The organism is Streptomyces naganishii JCM 4654, assembly GCF_014650575.1.
GTDB classification, from domain to species: domain Bacteria; phylum Actinomycetota; class Actinomycetes; order Streptomycetales; family Streptomycetaceae; genus Streptomyces; species Streptomyces naganishii.
This window is the reverse complement of record NZ_BMVF01000001.1, coordinates 589462-615371: the sequence shown is the minus strand read 5'-3', so window position 1 is coordinate 615371 and position 25910 is coordinate 589462. Positions and strand designations below refer to the sequence as shown.

General features: G+C 72.3%; 23 protein-coding genes. 11 read left to right on the top strand and 12 right to left on the bottom strand.

Features of this window, described 5'->3' with window-relative positions; genetic code table 11:
• Positions 1–25: 25 nt before the first annotated feature.
• Positions 26–2527, bottom strand: a complete 2502-nt coding sequence (locus IE217_RS02755) for an ABC transporter ATP-binding protein/permease (protein WP_190176046.1) — start codon at positions 2525–2527, stop codon at positions 26–28.
• Positions 2528–2768: 241 nt separating this feature from the next.
• On the opposite strand from IE217_RS02755, the gene IE217_RS02750 reads away from it, so the two are divergent.
• On the top strand, positions 2769–5036 hold the full coding sequence (locus IE217_RS02750) for a streptophobe family protein (protein ID WP_190176045.1): 2268 nt from the start codon (positions 2769–2771) through the stop codon (positions 5034–5036).
• A 73-nt stretch (positions 5037–5109) separates the two neighbouring features.
• Positions 5110–6318 (top strand): phosphoserine phosphatase SerB, encoded by a 1209-nt coding sequence (gene serB / locus IE217_RS02745; RefSeq protein ID WP_190176044.1) that lies wholly within the window; start codon positions 5110–5112, stop codon positions 6316–6318.
• A gap of 116 nt (positions 6319–6434) precedes the next feature.
• On the opposite strand, the gene IE217_RS02740 is transcribed toward serB, so the two are convergent.
• The 4 genes from IE217_RS02740 to IE217_RS02730 all read right to left on the bottom strand — a co-directional run bounded on the left by IE217_RS02740 (position 6435) and on the right by IE217_RS02730 (position 8991).
• Positions 6435–6953, bottom strand: coding sequence for a SixA phosphatase family protein (locus tag IE217_RS02740; protein ID WP_190176043.1), 519 nt, complete (start codon positions 6951–6953; stop codon positions 6435–6437).
• A gap of 59 nt (positions 6954–7012) precedes the next feature.
• Positions 7013–7219 carry a hypothetical protein gene (locus IE217_RS02735; RefSeq protein WP_190176042.1) on the bottom strand — a complete coding sequence of 69 codons (207 nt, stop codon included), beginning with the start codon at positions 7217–7219 and terminating at the stop codon, positions 7013–7015.
• Positions 7220–7394: 175 nt separating this feature from the next.
• Complete coding sequence (locus tag IE217_RS35040; protein WP_268249123.1) at positions 7395–7514, bottom strand: SGM_5486 family transporter-associated protein; 120 nt, start codon at positions 7512–7514, stop codon at positions 7395–7397.
• Positions 7515–7560: 46 nt separating this feature from the next.
• Positions 7561–8991 (bottom strand): CynX/NimT family MFS transporter, encoded by a 1431-nt coding sequence (locus tag IE217_RS02730; RefSeq protein WP_373297944.1) that lies wholly within the window; start codon positions 8989–8991, stop codon positions 7561–7563.
• A 70-nt stretch (positions 8992–9061) separates the two neighbouring features.
• Between IE217_RS02730 and IE217_RS02725 the strand changes: the two genes are divergently transcribed.
• Positions 9062–9748 carry a FadR/GntR family transcriptional regulator gene (locus IE217_RS02725; RefSeq protein ID WP_190176040.1) on the top strand — a complete coding sequence of 229 codons (687 nt, stop codon included), beginning with the start codon at positions 9062–9064 and terminating at the stop codon, positions 9746–9748.
• Here IE217_RS02725 and IE217_RS02720 read toward each other — a convergent pair.
• The 3 genes from IE217_RS02720 to fabG all read right to left on the bottom strand — a co-directional run bounded on the left by IE217_RS02720 (position 9745) and on the right by fabG (position 11777).
• A complete protein-coding gene (locus tag IE217_RS02720; RefSeq protein WP_190176039.1) occupies positions 9745–10092 on the bottom strand; it encodes a hypothetical protein in 348 nt (115 codons plus the stop codon). The two genes, IE217_RS02725 and IE217_RS02720, sit on opposite strands and share 4 nt — an antisense overlap.
• Before the next feature lie 207 nt (positions 10093–10299).
• Positions 10300–11067 (bottom strand): enoyl-ACP reductase FabI, encoded by a 768-nt coding sequence (fabI, locus tag IE217_RS02715; RefSeq protein WP_190176038.1) that lies wholly within the window; start codon positions 11065–11067, stop codon positions 10300–10302.
• A gap of 5 nt (positions 11068–11072) precedes the next feature.
• A complete protein-coding gene (gene fabG, locus IE217_RS02710) occupies positions 11073–11777 on the bottom strand; it encodes a 3-oxoacyl-[acyl-carrier-protein] reductase (RefSeq protein ID WP_190176037.1) in 705 nt (234 codons plus the stop codon).
• Positions 11778–12029: 252 nt separating this feature from the next.
• Here fabG and IE217_RS02705 point away from each other — a divergent pair, with 252 nt between their 5' ends.
• From IE217_RS02705 to tyrS, 3 genes are read left to right on the top strand one after another with little or no spacing between them, the layout of a single operon-like run.
• Positions 12030–13553: a TldD/PmbA family protein gene (locus IE217_RS02705; protein WP_190176036.1), complete on the top strand. Its 1524-nt coding sequence runs from the start codon at positions 12030–12032 to the stop codon at positions 13551–13553.
• On the top strand, positions 13550–14944 hold the full coding sequence (locus IE217_RS02700; RefSeq protein WP_190176035.1) for a TldD/PmbA family protein: 1395 nt from the start codon (positions 13550–13552) through the stop codon (positions 14942–14944). Before IE217_RS02705 ends, IE217_RS02700 begins: the two co-directional genes overlap by 4 nt.
• A 56-nt stretch (positions 14945–15000) precedes the next feature.
• Positions 15001–16269, top strand: coding sequence for a tyrosine--tRNA ligase (gene tyrS / locus IE217_RS02695; RefSeq protein ID WP_190176034.1), 1269 nt, complete (start codon positions 15001–15003; stop codon positions 16267–16269).
• Positions 16270–16317: 48 nt separating this feature from the next.
• Here tyrS and IE217_RS02690 read toward each other — a convergent pair whose 3' ends face one another.
• Positions 16318–16605 (bottom strand): GlsB/YeaQ/YmgE family stress response membrane protein, encoded by a 288-nt coding sequence (locus IE217_RS02690; protein ID WP_190176033.1) that lies wholly within the window; start codon positions 16603–16605, stop codon positions 16318–16320.
• Positions 16606–16883: 278 nt separating this feature from the next.
• Between IE217_RS02690 and IE217_RS02685 the strand changes: the two genes are divergently transcribed.
• On the top strand, positions 16884–17294 hold the full coding sequence (locus tag IE217_RS02685; protein WP_190176032.1) for a DUF3099 domain-containing protein: 411 nt from the start codon (positions 16884–16886) through the stop codon (positions 17292–17294).
• Between the two features lie 222 nt (positions 17295–17516).
• Positions 17517–17735 carry a hypothetical protein gene (locus IE217_RS02680; protein WP_190176031.1) on the top strand — a complete coding sequence of 73 codons (219 nt, stop codon included), beginning with the start codon at positions 17517–17519 and terminating at the stop codon, positions 17733–17735.
• A gap of 49 nt (positions 17736–17784) precedes the next feature.
• On the opposite strand, the gene moaA is transcribed toward IE217_RS02680, so the two are convergent.
• The 3 genes from moaA to IE217_RS02665 all read right to left on the bottom strand — a co-directional run bounded on the left by moaA (position 17785) and on the right by IE217_RS02665 (position 20947).
• Positions 17785–18774 (bottom strand): GTP 3',8-cyclase MoaA, encoded by a 990-nt coding sequence (gene moaA / locus IE217_RS02675; protein WP_190176030.1) that lies wholly within the window; start codon positions 18772–18774, stop codon positions 17785–17787.
• 200 nt (positions 18775–18974) lie between these two features.
• Complete coding sequence (locus IE217_RS02670; RefSeq protein WP_190176029.1) at positions 18975–20594, bottom strand: monocarboxylic acid transporter; 1620 nt, start codon at positions 20592–20594, stop codon at positions 18975–18977.
• A complete protein-coding gene (locus tag IE217_RS02665) occupies positions 20591–20947 on the bottom strand; it encodes a DUF485 domain-containing protein (RefSeq protein ID WP_190176028.1) in 357 nt (118 codons plus the stop codon). The genes IE217_RS02670 and IE217_RS02665 overlap by 4 nt, the downstream gene beginning before the upstream one ends.
• A 260-nt stretch (positions 20948–21207) precedes the next feature.
• Between IE217_RS02665 and IE217_RS02660 the strand changes: the two genes are divergently transcribed.
• From IE217_RS02660 to IE217_RS02650, 3 genes are read left to right on the top strand one after another with little or no spacing between them, the layout of a single operon-like run.
• A complete protein-coding gene (locus IE217_RS02660; RefSeq protein ID WP_190176027.1) occupies positions 21208–22743 on the top strand; it encodes a S8 family peptidase in 1536 nt (511 codons plus the stop codon).
• Between the two features lie 50 nt (positions 22744–22793).
• Positions 22794–24347 (top strand): S8 family peptidase, encoded by a 1554-nt coding sequence (locus IE217_RS02655; RefSeq protein ID WP_190176026.1) that lies wholly within the window; start codon positions 22794–22796, stop codon positions 24345–24347.
• A gap of 42 nt (positions 24348–24389) precedes the next feature.
• The gene (locus IE217_RS02650; protein WP_190176025.1) at positions 24390–25823 is read left to right on the top strand and encodes a CoA transferase; all 1434 of its coding nucleotides are present in this window, start codon (positions 24390–24392) and stop codon (positions 25821–25823) included.
• The last annotated feature ends 87 nt before the right edge of the window (positions 25824–25910 follow it).

The window sequence follows — 25910 nt, the reverse complement described above, 5'->3', positions numbered from 1 at the left end:
GGTCCGTGACCGGCGACGCCGCCCGCTACTTGCGCATGACCTCCGGCTCGTGGCGGCGCAGGAAGCGGGCCACGAGGAAGCCGCAGATCACGCCGAGCGCTATCAGCGCGAGCATGTCGACGGTCCAGGCCGTGGCCGTGTGGTTCCACAGCGGGTCGGTCTTGCCCGGGTCGTCGGTGTTCGGGGCGATGTTGTTGAAGTCCAGCGTGGCGCCCGCCACACCCACCGCCCAGCGCGAGGGCATCAGGTACGAGAACTGGTTGACGCCCACCGTGCCGTTCAGCGTGAACAGGCAGCCGGTGAAGACGACCTGGATGATCGCGAACATCACCAGCAGGGGCATGGTCTTCTCGGCGGTCTTCACCAGCGAGGAGATGACCAGGCCGACCATCATCGAGGTGAAGCCCAGCGCCATGATCGGCAGGCACAGCTCGACCAGCGTCGCGTTGCCCAGGACCACTCCCTTGTCGGGGATCTCGCGGCTGGAGAAGCCGATCAGGCCGACCATCAGGCCCTGGAGCACCGTGACCGCGCCGAGCACGACCACCTTGGACATCAGGTACGCCGAGCGGGACAGGCCGGTCGCACGCTCGCGCTCGTAGATGACCCGTTCCTTGATCAGCTCACGGACGGAGTTGGCCGCGCCCGCGAAGCACGCGCCGACCGCGAGGATCAGCAGCACCGTGGTCGCCGTGCCGTTGGGCACGTGGATGCCGGTGCGCGGGTTGACCGGGTTGACCAGCAGGCCCCTGTTGTGGTCGATCAGCAGGCTGACCGCGCCGAGCACCGCCGGCAGGATCACCGTCAGCGCCAGGAAGCCCTTGTCGGAGGCGATCACCGAGACGTACCGCCGGATCAGGGTCAGCAGCTGCGACCCCCAGCCCTGCGGCTTGGGCGGCTTCATCGCCTGCGGCGGAGGCATGTGTACGGACTGCGGGGCGACGGCGTCGATGTCCGCGGCGTACATCTGGTAGTGCTGCGAGCCCTTCCAGCGGCCCGCCCAGTCGTAGTCGCGGTAGTTCTCGAAGGCGGAGAAGACGTCGGCCCAGCTGTCGTAGCCGAAGAAGTTCAGCGCCTCCTCCGGCGGCCCGAAGTAGGCGACGGCGCCGCCGGGCGCCATCACCAGCAGCTTGTCGCAGATCGCCAGTTCGGCCACGGAGTGGGTGACGACCAGGACCGTGCGGCCGTCGTCGGCCAGGCCGCGCAGCAGCTGCATCACGTCGCGGTCCATGCCCGGGTCCAGGCCCGAGGTGGGCTCGTCCAGGAAGATCAGCGACGGCTTGGTGAGCAGCTCCAGGGCCACCGAGACGCGCTTGCGCTGGCCGCCGGAGAGGGAGGTGACCTTCTTCTCCTTGTGGATGTCCAGCTTCAGTTCGCGCAGCACCTCGTCGATGCGGGCCTCGCGCTCGGCAGCCGTGGTGTCGGCCGGGAAGCGCAGCTTGGCCGCGTACTTGAGGGCCTTCTTGACGGTCAGCTCCTTGTGCAGGATGTCGTCCTGCGGGACCAGACCGATGCGCTGGCGCAGCTCGGCGAACTGCTTGTAGAGGTTGCGGTTGTCGTAGAGGACCTCGCCCTGGTCGGCCGGGCGGTAGCCGGTGAGCGCCTTGAGCAGGGTCGACTTGCCTGAGCCGGACGGGCCGATGACCGCGATCAGCGACTTCTCCGGGACGCCGAAGGACACGTCCTTGAGGATCTGCTTGCCGCCGTCGACCGTGACGGTCAGGTGGCGGGCGGAGAAGGACACCTCACCGGTGTCGACGAACTCCTCGAGCCGGTCGCCGACGATGCGGAACGTCGAGTGGCCGACGCCGACGATGTCGGTCGGGCCGAGCGTCGCCGAGCCGCCCTTGGGGATCGGCTGGCCGTTGACGTACGTGCCGTTGTGCGAGCCGAGGTCGCGGATCTCGAAGCGGCCGTCGGGGGTCGCGTGGAACTCCGCGTGGTTGCGGGAGACCTGGAGGTCGGAGACGACCAGGTCGTTCTCCAGGGCGCGGCCGATGCGCATGACGCGGCCGAGCGAGAACTGGTGGAACGTGGTCGGGCTGCGGTCGCCGTAGACCGGCGGCGCCCCCGCCGCGCCACCGGGGCCCTGCTGCTGGGGGATCGACGGCGCCTGCCGCGGCTCCTGCTGCCAGCCGGCCTGCTGGGCCTGCCGCTGAGCCTGCTGGGCCCAGCCGGGGCCGGCGCCCTGGGCTGCGTACGGCTGCTGCTGAGGCTGTGCCTGCGGTGCGGCGACCGCGGCGGAGAGGTTCAGGCGCGGCCCGTCGGTGGCGTTGCCCAGGTGGACGGCCGAGCCGGGGCCGATCTCCACCTGCTGGATCCTCTGGCCCCCCACGAACGTGCCGTTGGTGCTGCCGTGGTCCTCGATGACCCAACCGCGGCCGTTGAAGCTGACCGTGGCGTGCCGCCAGGAGACCCTGGCGTCGTCGAACACGATGTCCCCCTGCGGATCGCGTCCGAGGGTGTATGGCCGGGACGCATCGAGCGTCCAGGTCCGTCCGTTTGTTTCCAGTACGAGTTCCGGCACTCCATGCCCCACTGAGTTGTCCCCCGAGTTACCCCCATCACAGGGAGTCTAGGGATGTCGAACATCGTGGGGAACTATTTCAGGCTCCGCCCTCTGACCGAAAGCCGGGCCTTGTCATGAGTACGTAACGCACGCTTCGACAGTTTGCGTTGACGGGGTTGAAACCGGGCCGGAGAGTGGTATTCCACGCGAGGGGGACATGTGCGGCCGCGTCGCCGCACCGCGGATCGGGGGGTCTGCCATGAGTGCTGCCGAGCGAGTCGGGACCACCGCCGGTCACGGCGTCCGTCCGCCGTGGCCGGACGTGCTGTTGTCCGCGATCGCCTGCGTGAGCTGGGCGTTGGTGGGGATGGCCGGCACGGCCGCGCTGGGTCTGCATCTGCTGGGCGCCGACTCGGCGGCCTCGCTCGGGCCGATGACCGCGGCGGTGGTGGCACTTGGGGCGGGTGGTGCGGTCAAGCCGTCCGGGGACGTGTCGGCGTTCGGCCTCAAGGGGGCCGAGGCGCACACCGCCATCCAGATCACGCCACTGGGGGTAGGGCTGGCCGGTGCGCTGCTGCTGTCGTACTTCTTCCTGCGGTCCCTCCGCTCGGCGGGAGTTGTGATCGCGCCGGCCGAACTGCTGGCGCGGGCGGGGGCGGTGGTGGCGCTGTTCGTGGCGATGATGGGCGGCCTGGCCTGGGCCGGTCACGACGTCGTCACGATCGACGGCGGCTCGCTCGGGCTCGACCGGCTGCCGGGCGGCGGGAGTTCGGGGGGCGTGAGCATTCCCGGGCTCGGCGACCTCGGGGACATCGGGGGGCTGCTGCCGGACAACGTCGGCAAGCTGATCGACGCCAAGGCGGCCGTGGGGTTCACCGTTGACACCGCGCCGACCCTGTTCGGCGGGCTCTGCTGGTCGGCGGGGATCCTGTTCGTCGCCCTGCTCGCCTCGCGCCGCGCCCCGCTGCCGCGCGGCTGGCAGGCCGTGCACCGCATCGTGCGGCCGGCCGTATCGGCGCTGGTGAGCGTGTTACTGGTGGCGGTCGTCGCGGGTCTGGCGGCGGCCGGGTACGCGGCGATCGGGGACGCCCATCCCCGGCGCATCGCGGGCGCCGCGCTGCTCGGAGCGCCGAACGGGGTGTGGCTCGGCATCCCGCTCGGCCTGTTCGTGCCGTGGGACGGCAAGGCCACGGGCGAACTGGCCAAGTTGCTGCCCCATCCGCTGGACCAGTTGCTGAGCGTGCACTCGGACCAGCCGGTCACGCTGGGGCGGCTGGCCCAACTGGACGGCCGGGTATGGCTGCTGGGGGTCGCGGCGGCGCTGATGATGCTGCTGGCGGGAGTGCTGACGGCGGTACGGACTCCCGTGCCCGCCGGTGAGGGCGGCCGGGGCGCCCTCGGGTTCGCGGGACGGTGCGCGCTGCGGCTGGGCGTCGTGACCGCGCTCGCCCTCCCGCTGCTCGCCTGGCTGACGGAGGTGTCCGTGGACGCCTCGCTGTCGGTACTGGGCTTCGACGCGTTCGGCGCGGGGATCGAGCTGCACGGGCACATGGGTACGGCGCTGCTGCTGGGCGCCGCGTGGGGCGCCGGCGCGGGTGCCGCGGGCGCCCTCCTGGCGACCGCGACGGGAGCAGCGGGCCGCCGGGCGGCGCCCATGGCACTGGCCGCCGCGGTACCGGGCCCGGCGGCGGGTACCGCGGTACCCGGCCCGGGCATCCCCGCGGGGAGCCCGGCGGGCGGTGCCGGACGGTGGGGGGAAGCGGGGCCGGGTGGTCGGGACGCCACCCGGCGGTGGGAGGAAACGGGACCGGGGGGTTGGGACGCCACCCGGCGGTGGGGCGGGCAGGCGGAGTCGTATGGGCCCGGTCAAGGACCAGAGGGAGCCGCTGCTCCCGGAGCCCCGGACGGGCAAGCCGCATCCCCGGCCACCGGGGCCCGGGACGGGCGGGCGGAACCGTACGGTCCCGGGTACGGACGAGGGGAAGCCGCTGCTCCCGGTGGCCGGGGTGGGCGAGTTGGGAACCCTGCTTCCGGGGCCCGCGACGCGTGGACCGGGGCTGCTGCTCCGCCGACCGGGGACGGGCGGAGGGGAAGCGGCGAGGACGGGCGGAGGGGAAGCGGCGAGGCGTGGCGGACCGGCAGCGGCGGGGACGGGCAGACCGGAAGCCGCGAGGGCGGCCGGAGCGGACGTGGCGGGGACGGCCGGAGCGGACGTGGCGGGGACGGGGGCGGAGCAGGCGGCCTTGGGGGCCGGGACGGGCAGGCCGGGCCCTACGTGCCGCAGGTGCCGTATCGGCCGCCGAACCCCGACACCAATCCCTACCTGCGGTTGCCCGACCCCGACCACGGCTCCAAGCCGGACGGGGACGGCGATGTCGCCGGGGCTCCGACGATGATCGGGCCGGTGCCGCCCCCGCCCCCGCGTCCGCCGGAGCGGCGGACGCGGCCCCGCGCGGGCGAGTGGCCGCCGCCCCCGCCCGACGACGTTCCCCCGCCGCCGAGGCCTCCCCGGCCGCCGAAGAAGTGACGACCCGAATACCTGTCCGCCAGGCGGACCTGAGGGGCGTGAGGCACTGGGTGCCGGATACGGTGGAAACACCATGAGCGCATCGCAGACTGCCGACGAACCCACCCTTCTCGTCAAGATCTTCGGGAAGGACAGGCCGGGCATCACGGCCGGACTCTTCGACACCCTCGCGGCCTACTCCGTCGACGTGGTCGACATCGAGCAGGTCGTCACCCGTGGCCGGATGGTGCTGTGCGCGCTCGTCACCCAGCCGCCCGCCGGGCTGGAGGGCGACCTGCGGGCCACCGTGCACAGCTGGGCCGAGTCGATGAAGATGCAGGCGGAGATCATCTCCGGCCGGGGCGACAACCGGCCGCGCGGCTCGGGGCGCTCCCTGGTCACCGTCCTCGGCCACCCGCTCACCGCCGAGGCGACCGCCCAGATCGCGGCGCGCATCACCAAGGCCGGCGGCAACATCGACCGTATCTTCCGGCTCGCCAAGTACCCGGTCACGGCAGTGGAGTTCGCGGTGTCCGGCGTAGAGACCGAGCCGCTGCGCACCGCGCTGGCCACGGACGCGGCGGCACTGGGTGTCGATGTCGCGGTGGTCGCGGCGGGCCTGCACCGGCGGGCGCAGCGCCTGGTGGTGATGGACGTGGACTCCACGCTCATCCAGGACGAGGTGATCGAGCTCTTCGCCGCCCACGCCGGCTGCGAGGACAAGGTCGCCGAGGTGACGGCGGCCGCGATGCGCGGCGAGCTGGACTTCGAGCAGTCGCTGCACGCGCGCGTGGCGCTGCTCGAGGGGCTGGACGCCTCGGTGGTGGACAAGGTCCGCAGCGAGGTCCGGCTCACGCCGGGCGCGCGCACCCTGATCCGTACGCTCAAGCGGCTCGGCTACCAGGTGGGTGTCGTCTCGGGCGGGTTCACCCAGGTCACCGACGACCTCAAGGAGCGGCTGGGCCTGGACTTCGCGCAGGCCAACACCCTGGAGATCGTCGACGGCAGGCTCACGGGGCGGGTCACCGGCGAGATCGTCGACCGGGCGGGCAAGGCGCGGCTGCTGCGCCGGTTCGCCGCGCAGGCGGGCGTGCCGCTGTCGCAGACGGTGGCGATCGGGGACGGCGCCAACGATCTGGACATGCTCAACGCGGCCGGTCTCGGCGTCGCCTTCAACGCCAAGCCGGTGGTCCGCGAGGCGGCGCACACCGCGGTGAACGTGCCGTTCCTGGACACCGTCCTGTACCTCCTCGGGGTCACCCGCGAGGAGGTCGAGGCGGCCGACGCGCACGAGGAGCACTGAGCCCCCAGTACGCCATGAGGCCCGGCGCCCCCAGGGCTGCCGGGCCTCCCGCGCGGGGCACTCGTCCCGCGCGGGCCGCCGGGGCGGGCCCCCCGCGGACCGGCACGGGGGTGCGGTCAGTCCGAGGGCGCCCAGTAGTCGAGCAGCGTGGCCACGCCCGGCTCCAGGCTCTTCCAGGAGCCGTCGAAGGAGACGACGGCGAAGGCGGCGGCGGGGAATCCGCGGCGGCTCATCCGCTCGCGGGCCTCTGGGTCGGCGGAACCGGACAGCACCTCGGCCAGGCCCTGGACGCCGGGGTTGTGGCCGATCAGGACGAGGTTCTGCACGTCGTCCGGCGTCTCGTTGAGGACGGTGATCAGCTCGCCGGGCGAAGCCTCGTAGACCCGCTCCTCATAGACGGTTTTCGGCCGGTGCGGCAGTTCGTGGACCGCGAGCTTCCAGGTCTCGCGGGTGCGGGCCGCGGTCGAGCACAGGGCCAGGTCGATGGGGATGCCGGTGTCGGCCAGCTTGCGTCCGGCGACTGCGGCGTCCGTGCGGCCACGCTCGGCGAGCGGTCGCTCGTGGTCGGTCACCTGGGGCCAGTCGGCTTTCGCATGCCGGAAGAGGACGATCCTGCGGGGTTCTGCGACGCTCATGGCTCCCAGCTTCGCATGAAACAGGCCACGCGGCGCAGGGAGTTGACATGCGGCTTTCCTCAGCGGGCCAGCAGTTCCTGCGCGCGCTGGAGCAGCTGGGTGACCGCCGGGTCGCCGCTTGCCGCATGCGCGTTCGACGGGTCCAGTATCAGGGCGAGCAGCGTGACGAAGGCGAGGGCCGGGAGGGCCAGGGCCCACCACGGCAGCCGGTTGGCGGCGCCGCCCCGGGACGCCGGGTGGGGCCGGGTGTGCGTAGGGGCCGACATGATCGCCTCCGCTGGTCTTCGAGTGGTCCTGGGACCGCCGCCCGCGGTCACATCTCGAAGTTACGCAGCGGGCGCCCCGCGGCCCATCCGGTGATCCACCCACTTGACCCTGACCCTGGCCCCCTAGGGGATGGTGGTGCCAGCCCTACCACGGGCCGGTGCGGCGCGATGAGGATCAGGGCGAGGCGATCGTCGCGACGATGGCGATGATCACGAAGATGGCGAAGAACGAGCCGAAGACGAGCAGCATCTTCTTCTGGCCGTTCGGCGGGTTGGGATCGAGCACAGGCTGCATGCGCCCAGTGTCGCACCCTTTGCCCGCGCCCCCGCTCCCGGGGCCCTCAGCGCGTCGCCTCCTCCTCCACCGTGCGGTCGCGCCCCGCGAAGCAGCCCACCACCATCTGCGGGACCATCAGCCCGGCCATGAGCGCGATCGGCAGCCCCCAGCCGCCGCTGCTCTGGTACAGCACGCCGACCAGCAGGGGCCCCGGAATGGAGATCAGGTAGCCGGTGCTCTGCGCGAACGCCGAGAGCTGGGCCACGCCCGCGCCGGTGCGGGCCCGCATGCCGACCATGGTGAGCGCGAGCGGGAAGGCGCAGTTGGACACGCCGAGGAGCAGGGCCCACGCCCAGGCGCCGGCGGCCGGCGCGAGGTACAGGCCGGCGTAGCCGGCGAGGCCGCAGACGCCGAGCACCAGCACGATCGGGCCCTGGCGGGGCAGCCGGGTGGCCACGCGCGGGATGACGAAGGCGAGCGGCACGCCCATGACCATGGTGACGGCGAGCAGCAGTCCGGCCGTCCCGGCGGGCACGCCGGCGTCGCGGAAGATCTGGGCCATCCAGCCCATGGTGATGTAGGCGGCGGTGGACTGGAGGCCGAAGAACACGGCCAGCGCCCAGGCGGTACGGCTCCGGGTGATCCGCAGCACCGGCGGCTGCGCCTCCCGCGCGGGAGCCCGGTGCTCGCCGGCGCCGGACGCGTCGTCCCGCGCGGGCTCACGGTCCGGCCGGGCCTGCGCCCGACCGGAGGAGGCCGTCCCCCGGCTCCCGTCCGCCGGGCCCCGCCCCCGTAGGAGCGCGAGCCACGGCAGTACGGCGACCGCGGCGAGTGCCGCCCACGCGGCGAGCCCCGCCTGCCAGCCGCCGCCGAGCGCGCCGGTCAGCGGCACGGTCGCCGCGGCGGCGGCCGAGGTGCCGAGCGCGAGGGCCATCGAGTACAGGCCGGTCATGGACCCGACCCGGTCGGGGAACCAGCGCTTGACTATGACCGGCATGAGGACGTTGCTGACGGCGATGCCCATGAGGGCGAGCGCGCTGGCGGCCAGGAACGCGGCCGTGCCGCCGGCGTACGGCCGGATCAGCAGGCCGGCGGTGATGGCGGCCATGCCCGCGCACACCACGGCCGCCAGGCCGAAGCGGCGGGCGAGGCGGGGCGCCATGACGCCGAAGACGGCGAAGCAGAGTGGGGGCACCGAGGTGAGCACGCCGGCCACGCTGCCGCTCATGCCGAGCCCGCCGCGGACCTCCTCCAGGAGGGCGCCCAGGCTGGTGATGGCGGGGCGCAGGTTCAGCGCCGCCAGCACTATGCCGACGATGATCAGACGCGTCGTCCACGCGCGCGTGGAACCCGCCGTGCCGGGCTCGGGGGGCATGGACGCCTCCCGGTGCTCGCCCGGCTCGCCGGACTTCCCGGTGGCGGCGGTCGCGGCCGGTGCGGGGTCGGTCGTTGACGTCGTCCGGGTTGTTTCCTCGCATGCCATGCGGCCCATCATAGAATGATGGGATGATTGGCCGTCCCTGCTCCGGGACCCGCTCCCGGTGCCCCGCGTGCGAAGGTGTGCCATGCCCCTGAGCCATCCGCGCCGCTCGGCGCTGTCCGAGCAGGTCATCGCGGCGTTGCGGAACCAGATCACCTCGGGCGAGTGGCCGGTGGGCTCCCGCATCCCCACCGAGCCCGAGCTGGTGGAGCAGCTGGGGGTGGCCCGCAACACCGTCCGCGAGGCGGTCCGCGCGCTCGCGCACAACGGCCTGCTCGACATCCGCCAGGGCTCGGGCACGTACGTCGTGGCCACCAGCGAACTGGCGGGCGTGATGCACCGCCGCTTCGCCGGCGCCGACCCGCGGCACATCGCCGAACTGCGCTCCGCCCTGGAGTCGGCCGCGGCGAGACTGGCCGCCGAGCGGCGCACCGAGAAGGACCTCAAGCAGCTGCACGCGCAGTTGCTGCGCCGCGAGGAGGCCTGGGAGTCCGGCGACGCGGAAGCGTTCGTGACCGCGGACTCCACCTTCCACCTGGCGGTCGTGGCCGCCTCCCACAACGACGTGATCACCGCGATGTACGCGGACCTCGGCGAGGTGCTGCGGGACTGGCTGCGCGCGGACGTCGGCGCCGAGCTGACGCCGGACACGTACATGGACCACACGCGGCTGCTCGACGCGCTCCGCGCGGGCGACGCCGAGGCCGCCGGGGCGGAGGCGGCGAGCTATCCGTTCCTGTGCCGTCCGGGCCGCCTCCGGGAGATGCCCTAGGCGCGCTCGTGGCTGACCCAGGCCGAGCGGACCTCCATCCAGCAGCGGCCGGTCAGCCGCACGGTCTGCGCGGGTCCCACGTCCACCGGTGAGCCGTCGCTGTCCAGGTCCCACCAGCGGGCGCACTCGATGTGCAGGCCGACCCGGTCGGTACCGGGGTACGGGTTGTGGCAGTAGGCGGTCACCCGGGACCCCGAGACGCTGGTGCGGCAGGTGGCGCCGAAGGGTTCGGCCGCCGTGGGCGGGCCGGTCCGCACGCGCGCGTGCGGCATCGCCTCGTACGGCAGGGACAGTACGAGCGCGACGGCCACGGTCACCGAGGCCACGCTGCGGGACAGGCGCACAGGGACCTCCTCGGCCGGGCTGGGGAGGAAACGCCAGGTGAGGGGCGTACTCCAAGCGTCGGCCCGAAGGCCGCGCCCCGCCCGGCCGGATACTCCGACCGGGTGAACGGAGCGGCTGCCGCCGCCGGACGCCCCGGAACACGCATGGGCCCGCACCCCCGAAGGGGCGCGGGCCCATGCGCCGTGTGCCGCCTGAGGCGGCGGGCGTCACGCGCCGATGGCGTGCAGACCGCCGTCCACGTGGACGATCTCGCCGGTGGTCTTCGGGAACCAGTCGCTCAGCAGCGCCACGACACCCCGGCCGGCCGGCTCGGGGTTCTTGAGGTCCCACTCCAGCGGCGAACGGGTGTCCCAGACCGAGGCCAGCTCGTCGAAGCCCGGGATGGACTTGGCGGCCATCGAGCCGAGCGGACCGGCCGAGATCAGGTTGCAGCGGATGTTCTGCTTGCCCAGGTCCCGGGCGAGGTAACGGCTGGTGGCCTCCAGCGCCGCCTTGGCGGGGCCCATCCAGTCGTACTGCGGCCAGGCGAAGGAGGCGTCGAAGGTGAGGCCGACGACCGAGCCGCCGTTCTGCATCAGCGGCAGGCAGGCCATGGTCAGCGACTTCAGGGAGAACGCCGAGACGTGCATGGCGGTGGACACCGACTCGAAGGGCGTGTTGAGGAAGTTGCCGCCGAGCGCGTCCTGCGGCGCGAAGCCGATGGAGTGCACCACGCCGTCGAGCCCGCCGAGCTCCTCGGCGACCAGGTCGGCCAGGCGCCCGAGGTGCTCGTCGTTGGTGACGTCGAGCTCGATGACCTTGGTGGGCCTGGGGAGCTTCTTGGCGATGCGCTCGGTCAGGGTGGGCCGCGGGAAGGCGGTGAGGATGATCTCCGCGCCCTGTTCCTGGGCCAGCTTGGCGGTGTGGAAGGCGATGGAGGACTCCATCAGCACACCGGTGATCAGGACGCGCTTGCCCTCGAGGATTCCGCTCATGGTGATCAGTGACCCATTCCCAGTCCGCCGTCAACCGGGATGACGGCTCCAGTGATGTACGAGGCCTCGTCCGAGGCGAGGAACCGCACGGCCGCGGCGACTTCCTCCGGCTGCGCGTAACGGCCGAGCGGCACCTGCGACATGATCGCCTCGCGCTGCTCGTCGTTGAGCGTGCGGGTCATGTCGGTGTCGACGAACCCGGGGGCGACGACGTTGAAGGTGATGTTGCGCGAGCCCAGCTCACGGGCGAGGGAGCGCGCGAAGCCGACGAGACCGGCCTTGGAGGCCGCGTAGTTGGCCTGGCCGGCCGAGCCGAGCAGACCGACCACGGAGGAGACCAGGACGACGCGGCCCTTCTTGGCGCGCAGCATGCCCCGGTTGGCGCGCTTGACGACGCGGAAGGTGCCGGTGAGGTTGGTGTCGATGACCGAGACGAAGTCCTCCTCGCTCATCCGCATCAGCAACTGGTCCTTGGTGACGCCGGCGTTGGCGATCAGCACCTCGACCGGACCCTGCTCGGCCTCGATCTCCTTGTAGGCCTGCTCCACCTGCTCGGGGTCGGTGATGTCGCACTTGACGGCGAGGAAGCCGGCCGGCGGCTCCCCCGAGCGGTACGTGATCGCGACCTGGTCGCCGGCGTCGGCGAACGCGCGGGCGATGGCGAGGCCGATGCCCCGGTTGCCTCCGGTGACGAGAACCGAGCGGCTCAACGGATCACCCTTTCGTAGCGGTCTCTCTCAGCGTTCCGCCTGCTCACCCGGAACACGTGGACGGCAGGCGGCTTCACCGAAAACCTATCGGTACCACCGCGACGGCGGACAAGCGGGCACCGACAGTGACGTGCGGGACTCACTGTCGAGTCCCTACAGAAAACGGCGGACTCGGCGCGCGGACATGTGGTCCCGGCCGCCGCCCGCGCGACATGATCGGAGCGACAGGCGACGACAGCAGGGAGACCCCCGGTGCCACATACGATCGACGAGGCCTTCACGGCCCTTCCCCTACGCGCCCTCGCCGACGCGGCGCTCGCGCGGGCGCGGGCGCTGGGCGCCCAGCACGCGGACTTCCGGTTCGAGCGGGTGCGCGGCGCGTCCTGGCGGCTGAGGGACGCGCGGCTGTCGGGGTCGTCGGACACCACCGACCTCGGGTACGCGGTGCGGGTCGTGCACGGCGGTACGTGGGGCTTCGCCTCGGGTGTGGACCTGACCATGGACGCGGCGGCGCGGGTGGCCGCGCAGGCCGTGGCGATGGCGAAGCTGTCCGCGCAGGTCATCCGGGCGGCCGGGTCGAAGGAGCGAGTCGAGCTGGCCGAGGAGCCGGTGCACGCGGAGAAGACCTGGGTGTCGTCGTACGAGATCGACCCCTTCTCCGTGCCGGACGAGGAGAAGGCGGCGCTGCTCGCCGAGTGGAGTTCGCGGCTGCTGGCGGCCGACGGCGTCGACCATGTCGACGCCTCGCTGCTGACCGTGCACGAGAACAAGTTCTACGCCGACACCGCCGGGACCGTGACCACCCAGCAGCGGGTGCGGCTGCATCCGCAGCTGACCGCCGTGTCGGTGGACGAGTCCAGCGGGGAGTTCGACTCCATGCGCACGCTGGCGCCGCCCGCCGGGCGCGGCTGGGAGTACCTGACCGGGACCGGCTGGGACTGGGAGGGCGAGCTGGAGCGGATCCCCGGACTGCTCGCGGAGAAGATGCGCGCGCCGAGCGTCGAGGCGGGTGTCTACGACCTCGTGGTCGACCCCTCCAACCTGTGGCTGACCATCCACGAGTCGGTCGGGCACGCCACCGAGCTGGACCGCGCGCTCGGCTACGAGGCCGCCTACGCCGGCACCTCCTTCGCCACCTTCGACCAGCTCGGCAAGCTCAGGTACGGCTCCGAGCTGATGAACGTCACCGGTGACCGCACCGCCGAGCACGGCCTGGCCACGGTCGGCTACGACGACGAGGGCGTCGAGGCGCAGTCCTGGGACCTGGTGAAGGACGGGACACTGGTCGGCTACCAGCTGGACCGCAGGATCGCGCGGCTGACCGGGTTCGAGCGGTCCAACGGCTGCGCCTTCGCCGACTCCCCCGGACATGTGCCCGTACAGCGCATGGCGAACGTGTCGCTGCGGCCGGACCCGGCCGGGATGTCCACCGAGGACCTGATCGGCGGGGTCGACCGGGGCATCTACGTGGTCGGCGACCGGTCGTGGTCCATCGACATGCAGCGCTACAACTTCCAGTTCACCGGGCAGCGGTTCTTCCGCATCGAGAACGGGCGGCTGACCGGGCAGCTGCGGGACGTCGCCTACCAGGCGACCACCACCGACTTCTGGGGCTCCATGGCGGCGGTCGGCGGCCCGCAGACGTACGTCCTGGGCGGCGCCTTCAACTGCGGCAAGGCCCAGCCGGGCCAGATCGCGGCCGTCTCGCACGGCTGCCCCTCGGCCCTGTTCCGGGGCGTCAACATTCTGAACACCACCCAGGAGGCCGGTCGATGAGCCCGCGCACCAGCAAGCCGCACGAGGTCGTCGAGCGGGCCCTTTCCCTGTCCCGCGCCGACGGCTGTGTCGTGATCGCCGACGAGCACTCCACCGCCAACCTGCGCTGGGCGGGCAACGCGCTGACCACGAACGGCGTCACGCGCGGGCGCACGCTCACCGTCATCGCGACCGTCGACGGCAAGGAGGGCACCGCCTCCGGCGTCGTGTCCCGGTCGGCGGTGACCGACGACGAGCTGGAGCCGCTGGTGCGGGCCGCCGAGGCCGCCGCGCACGGCGCGGGGCCCGCCGAGGACGCCCAGCCGCTGGTCACGGACGTACCGCAGTCCCCCGACTTCACCGACGCGCCCGCCGAGACCTCCTCGGCGGTGTTCGCCGACTTCGCGCCGGCGCTCGGCGAGTCCTTCGCCCGCGCGCGTGCCGGCGGGCGCGAGCTGTACGGCTTCGCCAACCACGAGCTGGTGTCGACCTACCTCGGCACGTCGACGGGGCTGCGCCTCAGGCACGACCAGCCCAACGGCACGCTGGAGCTGAACGCCAAGTCCCCGGACCGTACGCGCTCGGCGTGGGCGGGCCGGGCCACGCGGGACTTCAGGGACGTCGACCCGGCGGCGCTGGACGCGGAACTCGCCGTACGGCTCGGCTGGGCCGAGCGGCGGATCGAACTGCCCGCGGGCCGCTACGAGACGCTGCTGCCGCCCACCGCGGTCGCGGACCTGCTCATCTACCAGATGTGGTCGGCCTCGGGCCGGGACGCGGCCGAGGGACGCACCGTGTTCTCCCGCCCCGGCGGCGGCACCCGTGTCGGCGACCGGCTCAGCGAGCTGCCGCTGAGCCTGCGCAGCGACCCGCACGAGCCGGGCCTGGAGTGCGCGCCGTTCGTGGTCGCGCACTCCTCCGGGGACGACCGGTCGGTGTTCGACAACGGGCTGCCGGTGCGGGCCACCGAGTGGATCGGCGGCGGGAAGCTGCGGCACCTGCTGACCACCCGGCACAGCGCGGGCCTGACGGGGCTGCCCCTCGCGCCCTCGGCCGGGAACCTCATCCTCGACGGCGGCGACGACCGCTCGGCCGAGGAGATGGTGGCCGGCACCGGGCGAGGGCTGCTGCTGACCTGCCTGTGGTACATCCGCGAGGTGGACCCGGCGACCCTGTTGCTCACGGGCCTGACCCGGGACGGCGTGTACCTGGTGGAGAACGGCGAGGTGACCGGCCAGGTCAACAACTTCCGGTTCAACGAGTCGCCGGTGGACCTGCTGGGCCGGGCGGCCGAGGCGGGGCGCACCGAGCGGACGCTGCCCAGGGAGTGGAGCGACTACTTCACCAGGGCGGCGATGCCCATGCTGCGCGTCCCCGATTTCAACATGAGCTCTGTCAGTCAGGGCGTATAACCTCGTAGTCGGCTGTCACCCGACTGCCCCGTGATCACCGAGGAGACAAGAGAACCGTGACGGACATCGTCGACGAGCTGAAGTGGCGGGGGCTGTTCGCCCTGTCCACTGACGAGGACGCTTTGCGCAAGGCGCTCGCGGACGGTCCCGTCACGTTCTATTGCGGCTTCGACCCGACGGCGCCGTCCCTGCACGTCGGGCACCTGGTCCAGGTGCTCACCGTGCGCCGGCTCCAGCAGGCCGGGCACCGGCCGCTGGCGCTGGTCGGCGGTGCCACGGGCCTGATCGGCGACCCCCGCCCCACCGCGGAGCGCACGCTCAACGATCCGGAGACGGTGGCCGGCTGGGTGGGCAGGCTGCGGGGCCAGATCGAGCCGTTCCTGTCCTTCGAGGGCGAGAACGCCGCGGTCATGGTGAACAACCTCGACTGGACGCAGGGCCTGTCCGCGATCGAGTTCCTGCGGGACATCGGCAAGCACTTCCGCGTCAACAAGATGCTGACGAAGGACTCCGTGGCCCGGCGTCTGGAGTCCGACCAGGGCATCAGCTACACCGAGTTCAGCTACCAGATCCTCCAGGGCATGGACTTCCTCCAGCTCTACCGGCGGTACGGCTGCACGCTCCAGCAGGGCGGCAGCGACCAGTGGGGCAACCTGACGGCGGGGCTCGACCTGATCCACCGGCTGGAGCCCGAGGCCGAGGTGCACGCGCTGGCGACGCCGCTGATGACCAAGGCGGACGGCACCAAGTTCGGCAAGACCGAGAGCGGCGCCGTCTGGCTCGACCCGGAGATGACGACGCCGTACGCGTTCTACCAGTTCTGGCTGAACGTGGACGACCGGGACATCTCCCGCTACATGCGCATCCTGTCCTTCAAGTCCCGCGAGGAGCTGGAGGAGCTGGAGCGGCAGACCGAGGAGCGCCCGCAGGCCCGGGCCGCGCAGCGCGCGCTGGCCGAGGAGCTGACCACGCTGGTGCACGGCGCGGACCAGACGGCCGCCGTGATCGCCGCGTCCAGGGCGCTGTTCGGTCAGGGCGAGCTGGCGGAGCTGGACGCGCGGACGCTGGCCGCGGCGCTGTCCGAGGTGCCGCACGTGCGGGTGGCCGAGCCCGGCCCGGTCGTCGACCTGTTCGCCGAGGTCGGCCTGGTGGCCAGCAAGTCGGCCGCCCGCCGCACGGTGAAGGAGGGCGGCGCCTATGTGAACAACGTCAAGGTCACCGCCGAGGACGCGGTCCCCGCCAAGGAGGACCTGCTGCACGGGCGCTGGCTGGTGCTGCGCCGGGGCAAGAAGAACCTGGCGGCGGTCGAGGTCACCGGCGGCTGAGACGCCGTACGCCCGCCGCCCGGTGGCCGGTGTCCGTGCGGACGCCGGCTACCGGGCGGACCTCTGGAGCTTCTTGTTGCCCCACAGCGACATGTAGGCGGCGTCGCCCAGGGCGACGATGATGATCGCGGCCACCAGCTGGAAGATGTGGCGGATCCAGTCGATGCCGGACGTCTCGCCGACGCCCGCCGCGGCGGCGACCGCGTTGCCGACGATCGCGCCGAGCATGCCGAAGATGGTGGTCAGCCAGAGCGGGCTGTGCTGTTTGCCGGGGATGACCGCCTTGGCGATCAGGCCCAGCACAAAGCCCACGATGATCGCCCATACCCAGCCCATGGCCGCCTCCTCGTCCGTTTCGGCGTGAACGTCACACCCAGTGTCGGCGCCCGGCCACACCCCGCCCACCCGGCGCGGCCGTACGGAGGACCGTGCGGGGCCGCCGGGTGGGGCGGCGGCCGTTCGCGCTGGCAGGAGGGTGCCCCGCTCTCGATGGAGCCATTCGCGCGGCGTACCGTGGAGATGTGCGTGCCGGTGTCCCGACCGGTCACGGACCGGGCACGGGACGGGGAACTGTCCGATACGGACGATCCGATGCGGACGGATGGTGGAAAGTGATGCGGAAACAGCACGGCGACGGCAACGCCCAGGTTTTCCGGATCACGGGAGCCCGGACGGGCCTCCAGGACGACGTACGCGGCCGGCAGCGGCGCTACGTCATCTCGATGACGGTCCGCACCCTGTCGGTGATCCTCGCCGTGGCGCTGTGGAACGTCGAGCGGTACGTGGCGATCGCGGCCCTGGTACTCGGCCTGATCCTGCCCTACATCGCCGTGGTGATCGCCAACGCGGGCCGGGAGAACGCGCCGGATCTGCCGACGACGTTCGTGGCCATGCCGACGCGGCCGATGATCACACCGCCGCGCGCGGACGACGCGTTCGCCAAGTCCGCCCCCGAGGACGGCACCGCGGCCGGCGCGAAGGGCGAGGCGCCCCGGCATCAGCGTGCCGACGCGGACGGGCTGTGACCAGGACGCCCTGGCGTGGCCCGAGGACCGGACGTGCCGCACGGGCGCGTGAAGCTCAGGAAAACCTCAGATCAATCATGTTGTTCCGGTGCCGGGCGGCGGGTGACCCGTGACATACTGCGTACGCGCTCCGCATCCCCCGTCGGAGCGACAGACCGACGCCGGGCAGCTCCCCCCGTGGCTGCTCGGCGTCGCCTTGTTGTGCGTGGCTGCGAGAGACCTGTGACTGACGACACCCCGATCTGCTCCGCCAAGGGCTGCCGTGCCGCCGCCGTGTGGGTGCTGGCGTGGAACAACCCGAAGATCCACACGCCGGAGCGCCGCAAGACGTGGCTGGCGTGCGAGGAGCACCGCGAGCACCTGTCGCAGTTCCTCGGGGTGCGCGGCTTCCTGAAGGACGTGGTCCCCTTCGCCGAGTGGTCCACGGCCGCGGACGACTGACCCGCGACCGCCGGACGGCCGGTCCCGTGACGCCGGGCAGGCCCTGGCCCTAGCCGCCGATCGCGGACATCGGCCGGTCCGGCTGGACGAAGGACGGGTCGTCCAGGCCCGCGCCGGCCTTCTTGCCCCACATGGCCAGCCGCCACAGGCGGGCGATCTCCTCGTCCGGCGCGCCGGAGCGCAGGGCGCCGCGCAGGTCGGTCTCCTCGGTGGCGAACAGGCAGGTGCGTATCTGGCCGTCGGCCGTCAGGCGTGTGCGGTCGCAGGCCGCGCAGAACGGGCGGGTGACGGAGGCGATGACGCCGACGCGGTGCGGTCCGCCGTCGACGATCCAGCGCTCGGCGGGGGCCGAGCCGCGCTCCTCGGCGCCCTCGGGGGTGAGTTCGAAGCGGGTGCGCAGGGAGGCGAGGATGTCGCCCGCGGTGACCATGCCCTCGCGCTTCCAGCCGTGCTGGGCGTCCAGGGGCATCTGCTCGATGAACCGCAGCTCGTAGTCGTGCTCGACGGCCCAGGCGAGCAGGTCGGGGGCCTCGTCCTCGTTGAGCCCCGGCATCAGGACGGTGTTGACCTTGACCGGGGTCAGGCCGGCGGCGCCGGCGGCGCGCAGTCCCTCGACGACGTCCTTGTGGCGGTCGCGGCGGGTGAGGGTCTTGAAGACGTCCGGGCGGAGGGTGTCCAGGGAGACGTTGACCCGGTCCAGGCCGGCCGCCTTCAGGGCGGCGGCGGTGCGTCCGAGGCCGATGCCGTTGGTGGTGAGGGAGGTCTGGGGGCGGGGCTGGAGGGCCGCGACGCGCTCGACGATGCCGACCAGGCCAGGGCGCAGCAGGGGCTCGCCGCCGGTGAAGCGGACCTCCTTGACACCCAGGGAGGTGACCGCGATGCCGATCAGCCGGACGATCTCGTCGTCCGTGAGGAGGTCGGGCTTGGCCAGCCACTGCAGGCCCTCCTCGGGCATGCAGTACGTGCACCGCAGGTTGCACCGGTCGGTCAGGGAGACCCTCAGATCGGTGGCCACCCGGCCGTAGGTGTCGATGAGCACGTGGCCCCCTCCCTCGTCGAGGATCGCTGTGCCTGCCGGATCACTGTCACGGATCACTCAATTGTGCGTCATCTGCGAGCCTACGTGACAGCACCGACAACGTCGGCGTCCCGATCCCACGAGGTACGGCGCGGCCGCGTCGTAGGACCGTACGACTGGGCCGTACGGTCCTCGCCGGCGCGGCCGCGTGGGCCTCGCGCTCAGTGTGCTCCGGTGCCGGTCAGGGACCGCACCTCCAGTTCCGCGTACTTGCCGGCGTCCGGTGTCTCCTTGGACAGCAGGGTGCCCACCACGCCGAGCAGGAAGCCGACCGGGATGGAGATGAGGCCGGGGTTCTCCAGCGGGAACCAGTGGAAGTCGACGTCCGGGAACATCGAGGTGGGCTTGCCGGAGACCACCGGCGAGAACAGCACCAGGCCGACCGCGGTGACCAGGCCGCCGTAGATCGACCACAGGGCGCCGGAGGTGGTGAACCGCTTCCAGAACAGGCTGTAGAGGATGGTCGGCAGGTTCGCGGAGGCGGCGACCGCGAAGGCGAGCGCGACCAGACCGGCCACGTTGAGATCGCGGGCCAGGGCGCCGAGCACGATGGAGACCGCGCCGATGCCGACGGTCGCCCAGCGGGCCGCGCCGAGCTCCTGCTTCTCGGTGGCGGTGCCCTTCTTGATGACGTTGGCGTAGATGTCGTGGGCGAAGGACGACGACGAGGCCAGCGTCAGGCCCGCGACGACGGCGAGGATGGTGGCGAAGGCGACCGCCGAGATGGTGGCGAGCAGGATGGCGCCCCAGTTGGAGTCGACGCCGCCGAGGTGCAGGGCGAGCAGCGGGGCGGCGGTGTTGCCGGCCTTGTTGGAGGCGATGATCTCGCCGGGTTTGATGAGCGCGGCGGCGCCGAAGCCGAGCGCGAGGGTCATCAGGTAGAAGGCGCCGATCAGGCCGATCGCCCAGATCACGGACTTGCGGGCGGCCTTGGCGGTCGGCACGGTGTAGAAGCGGATCAGGATGTGCGGCAGGCCCGCGGTGCCGAGCACCAGCGCGACGCCGAGCGAGATGAAGTCCAGCTTGGTGGTGCCGGTCGCGCCGTACTTCAGGCCCGGTTCCAGGAAGGCCGTGCCCTTGCCGCTGTTGTCGGCGGCACGGCCGAGCAGGTCGGAGATGTTGAAGTCGAACTTCATCAGCACCAGGAAGGTCAGCAGGACGGCGCCGGCGATCAGCAGTACCGCCTTGACCATCTGCACCCAGGTGGTGCCCTTCATGCCGCCGATGGTGACGTAGACGATCATCAGTACGCCGACGAGGGCGACGATGCCGATCTTGCCGCCGTCGCTGGTGATGCCGAGCAGCAGCGAGACCAGGACGCCGGCGCCGGCCATCTGGGCGAGCAGGTAGAAGATCGACACGACGATGGTGGAGGCGCCGGCGGCGGTGCGGACCGGGCGCTGGCGCATGCGGTAGGCCAGGACGTCGCCCATGGTGTAGCGGCCGGAGTTGCGCAGCGGCTCGGCGACCAGGAGCAGGGCGACCAGCCAGGCCACCAGGAAGCCGATGGAGTACAGGAAGCCGTCGTAGCCGAAGAGGGCGATGGCGCCGGCGATGCCGAGGAAGGACGCGGCGGACATGTAGTCGCCGGAGACGGCGAGTCCGTTCTGGAAGCCGGTGAACTGCCGTCCGCCGGCGTAGAAGTCGGCGGCGTCCTTGGTCTGCCGGCCCGCCCAGACGGTGATGACGAGGGTCGCGGCGACGAACACCGCGAACAGGGTGATGATCAGCGGCCGGTGCTGGCTCGCCTCGCCGGCAGCCAGGGTGATCGCGGGGCTCATGCGCCGCCCTCCATCCGGGACTTGATGGCCTGCGCCTTGGGGTCGAGCTTCGCGGCGGCGTGCCGCGCGTACCACCAGGCGATGAGGAACGTGGTGAGGAACTGGGCGAGGCCCAGGACGAGGGCGACGTTGACGTTGCCGAACAGCTCGGTGCCCATGAAGTCGCCCGCGTAGATGGAGAGCAGGACGTACAGCAGGTACCAGGCGGCGAAGGCGACGGTCAGCGGGAAGGCGAAGGAGCGGTGGGAGCGGCGCAGTTCGGCGAACTCCGCGCTCTGCTGCACCTCGCTGAACTCCTCGGTGGTGGGGAGGGTGACCTGCGTCTTCGAGGGTGGCGGTGTCTCGGTTGCCACGTCTGTCTCCTCGCGTTGCGGACGGGGGTTTGCGGCGGGGCTCGATGGTGCTCGGGCTCCCTGCCCAAGGTCCACGGCGCCACGCGAGGAGCGGTTCAAGTCCTATGAGTTCTTTCGCAAGTGACCTGGGCAAGTCATTGCCGACTCATTGCTGTTCAGTGGGAACGGGAGATAGCTTCGCCCTGCACCACCCGTCATGTCCCTGCCCGGGCCGTACCTGCCGCTCGGGCGGTTCTGTATCCGGATGATGTGGAGACCCCATGGCTCATCTGCGTTCCAGACGCAGGCTGGCGCTCGCCGTACCGGTCGTGCTGTCGCTGACCGCCTCGCTCGGCTTCCTGCCGACGGCGGCCTCGGCGGCGCCGGCGGTGCCCGACGCGCAGGCGGCGGCGACCGCGGCCGACGCGCCCGTGCTCGCGTACGTCGTCAACACCAGGACCGACCGTCACACCATCGCGAGCGTGCAGCGGGCGATCACCGCGGCCGGCGGCAGCATCGTGGCGACGTACGACCAGATCGGCGTGATCGTCGTCCACTCCGCGGACCCCGGCTTCGCCGGTCGGATGCGCGCGGTGCCCGGAGTGCAGTCGGCGGGAGCCACCCGGACCGCGCCGCTGAGCGCGTCCGGCACGACCGACGAGGGCGCGGTGCAGTACCTGAGCAAGGCCGAGGCCGCGCGGGCGGCGAAGGCGGCGGACGGCGGCGCCGAGCCCCTCGAGGCGGACCAGTGGGACCTGCGGGCGATCGGCGCCGACCGGGCCGCCAGGGTCAACCCGGGCAGCAGAAACGTCACGGTCGCCGTGATCGACACCGGCGTCGACGACACCCACCCGGACATCGCGCCCAACTTCTCCCCGGGCCAGTCCGCGAACTGCGTCAGCGGCAAGGCCGACACCACCTACGGCTCCTGGCGGCCGGTGGACGCGGACCACTACCACGGCACGCATGTGGCGGGCGAGATAGCCGCGGCCCGCAACGGCATCGGTGTCGCGGGCGTGGCGCCCGGCGTGAAGGTCGCCGGCATCACGGTCGCCCAGCCGGACGCGGGCCAGCTGTTCTTCCCCGAGAGCGTCGTGTGCGCCTTCGTGTTCGCCGCCGACCACGGGGTGGAGATCACCAACAACAGCTACTACGTGGACCCCTGGCAGTACAACTGCATGGACGACCCGGACCAGAAGGCCATCGTCGACGCCGTGAACCGCGCTCAGCTCTACGCGCGCGGAAAGGGTGTGCTGAACGTCGCCGCGGCCGGCAACGCCAACAACGACCTCGACGCCGACGCCCTCGTCGACGCCTCCAGCCCCGACGACTCGACCCCGGTCAGCCGCACCGTGGACCCGCACAAGTGCTTCGACATCCCGACCCAGTTGCCGGGCGTCGTCACGGTGAGCGCGGTCGGCGTCAAGGGCGCCAAGTCCTACTACTCCAGCTACGGCGACGGCGTCATCGACGTCGCGGCGCCGGGCGGCGACAAGTACCAGATCCCGGACACCCCGTCGAAGAACGGCCGCATCCTGTCGACGCTGCCGAACAACCAGTACGGCTTCCTCCAGGGCACGTCCATGGCCACCCCGCACGTCGCCGCGGTGGCCGCGCTGCTGAAGTCCGCCCATCCGCACGCCACGCCCGCCCAGTTGCAGGCTCTGCTCAAGGCGCAGGCGAACAACCCCGGTTGCCCGGCCGGCCCGTACGACGGGAACGGCGACGGGGTCGTGGACGCCACCTGCGTGGGCGGCAAGCGCGTCAACGGCTTCTACGGGTTCGGCATCGTCGACGCGCTGCGCGCGGTCCAGTAGACGCCACGGACGACATGCACGGACGAGATTCTCAAGGGAGACACGGATTCATGACAGCGCACCACCCGCGCTACCGCCGCACGCTGGCCCTGCCGCTGGGGATGGCCATGGCCTCGGCCCTCGCGTTCCTGCCGAACGCCACCGCGTCGGCGGCTCCGGTGGCCCCCGCGGCCGCCTCGGCCACCGGGGCCACCGGGGCCACCGCGGACAACCCGGCATCGCTGAGCTACGTCGTCAACGTGCCCGCGGGGCACGGCGTCTCGGCCCACGTGAAGAAGGCCGTCGCGCAGGCCGGCGGCACGATCGTGACCTCGTACGACCGGATCGGCGTCATCGTCGTCCACTCCGCGAACCCGGACTTCGCCGTGGCGATGCGCAAGGTGCCCGGTGTGGACTCGGCGGGCGCCACCCGCACCGCGCCGCTGCCCGCGCAGTCCACCACCGACCTCGGCGCCCCGCGGCCGCTCACCGCTGCGCAGGCCGCGCAGGCCGGGTCCGAGGCGGCCGCCGGGCAGGACCCGCTGGAGCCGCTCCAGTGGGACCTGCCGGCCATCAAGGCGGACAAGGCGCACGAGAAGACGCTGGGCAGCCCGAACGTCACCGTGGCCGTGATCGACACCGGCGTCGACGACACCCACCCGGACATCGCGCCCAACTTCGACCGCGCGGCGTCGGTCAACTGCGTCTCGGGCAAGCCGGACACCACCGACGGCGCGTGGCGGCCCAGCGCCTCGGAGAGCCCGCACGGCACGCATGTCGCCGGTGAGATCGCGGGCGCGAAGAACGGCGTGGGCATGACGGGTGTGGCGCCGGGCGTGAAGGTGGCCGGCATCAAGGTGTCCAGCCCGGACGGGTTCTTCTACACGGAGGCCGTGGTGTGCGGCTTCGTGTGGGCGGCGGAGCACGGCGTCGACGTGACCAACAACAGCTATTACACCGACCCGTGGTACTTCAACTGCACGAACGACCCGGACCAGAAGGCGCTCGTGGAAGCCGTCGCCCGGGCCTCGCGGTACGCGGAGAAGAAGGGCACGGTCAACGTCGCGGCGGCGGGCAACGAGAACTACGACCTGGCGTCCCACTCGATCACCGACCCGTCGTCCCCGAACGACTCCACACCCTCGGACCGGGTGATCGACCCGCACAAGTGCTTCGACATACCCACCCAGCTTCCGGGTGTGGTGACCGTCGCGGCGACCGGCGCCAAGGGCCTGAAGTCGTCCTTCTCCAACCACGGCCTCGGCGTGATCGACATCGCGGCGCCGGGCGGCGACTCGACGGCGTACCAGAAGCCGGAGCCCCCGGCGACCAGCGGCCTGATCCTCGGACCGCTGCCGGGCGGCAGGTGGGGCTACATGGCCGGTACGTCGATGGCGTCCCCGCATGTGGCCGGTGTGGCCGCATTGATCAAGTCAACGCATCCGCACGCCTCGGCCGCCGAGGTCAAGGCGCTGCTGTACGCGGAGGCGGACGCCACGCCGTGCACCGACCCGTACGACATCAACGGTGACGGCAAGGTCGACGCGGTGTGCCAGGGCCCCAAGAACCACAACGGTTTCTACGGCTGGGGCATGGCGAACGCCCTGAAGGCGGTCACCTGGTAAGTCAGGAACGTATTGATTCAGTCAATACTACATAGTTCAGTCATGACTGATATCGAGTACGCATGGTCCGCGCTGGGGGGCGACCCCGCTCTCCCGGCGCGGATCACCACCGTGGAACGGGAGGGCGCGCTGACGGCCCGCCTTCCCGTACGGCGGCTGGCACGCGCGTGCGTGGGCGCCTGCGCGCTGGCCGCCGCGGAACTGGGCGCGGTGCGCGCCGGGCTCGACCGGGTGCCGGCGGTGCGCGTGGACGACGGCGCCGTGGCCACGGCGTTCGCCAGCGAACGGCACCTGCTGATCGACGGCCGGGCGCCGGTCTCCTTCGCACCGCTGTCGCGCCTGTGGCGGACCGCCGACGGGTGGGTGCGCACGCACGCCAACTACCCGCACCACCGGGCGCGGCTGCTGACCGCCCTGCGGCTCGGGGAGGACGCCGGCGCGGAGGAGGTGGCCGCCGCCCTCGCCGGGCGGTCCGCGCTCGAGGTGGAGGACACGGTGTACGCGGCCGGCGGCCTGGCCGTGGCCCTGCGCTCTGACGAGGAGTGGGCCGCGCACCCGCAGGGCGCCGGGTCGGCCGCCCTGCCCCTGGTCGAGCGGGAGCGGCCGGACACGGCACGCGCGCGCGTGTTCACGCCCTTGGAGGGCGCTCCCCTGCTGCCCGCCGCCGGACTGCGCGTCCTGGACCTCACCCGGGTCCTCGCGGGTCCGGTCGCCACCCGCACCCTCGCGCTGCTCGGCGCGGACGTGCTGCGCCTGGACGCCCCGCACCTGCCCGAACTGGCCGACCAGCACGCGGACACGGGCTTCGGCAAGCGCTCGGCCACCCTCGACCTCGCCGCCGACCGGGCCCGCTTCGAGGAGCTGCTCGCCTCCGCTGACGTCGTGGTGACGGGGTACCGGCCCGGTGCGCTGGACCGGTTCGGGCTCTCGGCGCGGGCGCTGACCGAGCGGCGGCCCGGGCTGGTCGTCGCCGAGCTGTCGGCGTGGGGCCGCCGCGGCCCGTGGGCCGGCCGGCGGGGCTTCGACAGCCTCGTCCAGGTGGCCACCGGCATCGCGGTGACCGAGGGCTCCGCGCGGGAGCCCGGCGCGCTGCCCGCGCAGGCCCTGGACCACGGCACGGGCTACCTGCTGGCGGCGGCGGTGCTGCGGGCGCTGACCGAGCAGTCGTACGAGGGCGGCAGCCGCGTCGTACGGCTGGCGCTGGCGCGGACGGCGGCGTGGCTGACCGGTGCGGACGGCCGGGCAGTGCCGGGCCGGGCGGTGCCGAGCCGGGCAGTGCCGGGCGAGCGGGACGCGGCGCCGGGCGAGCGCGATGCCGCGGCCGCGTACGAGGGGCCCGGGCCCTGGCTCGGTGGGACCGGCGGCCGGATCGGGCGGCTGCGGTACGCCCTGCCGCCCGTCGCCTTCGCCGGCGGCCCCGGCGACTGGGCACGGCCGCCCGTGCCCTGGGGATCGGACGAGGCCCGCTGGACGTGAGAGCGGCGCCCCGCGCGGGACGGCGGGTGCCCGGGTGCGGAACGCCGATCCCCCGGTTGCCGCCGCCCACTTGCCCCGATTCTGGCG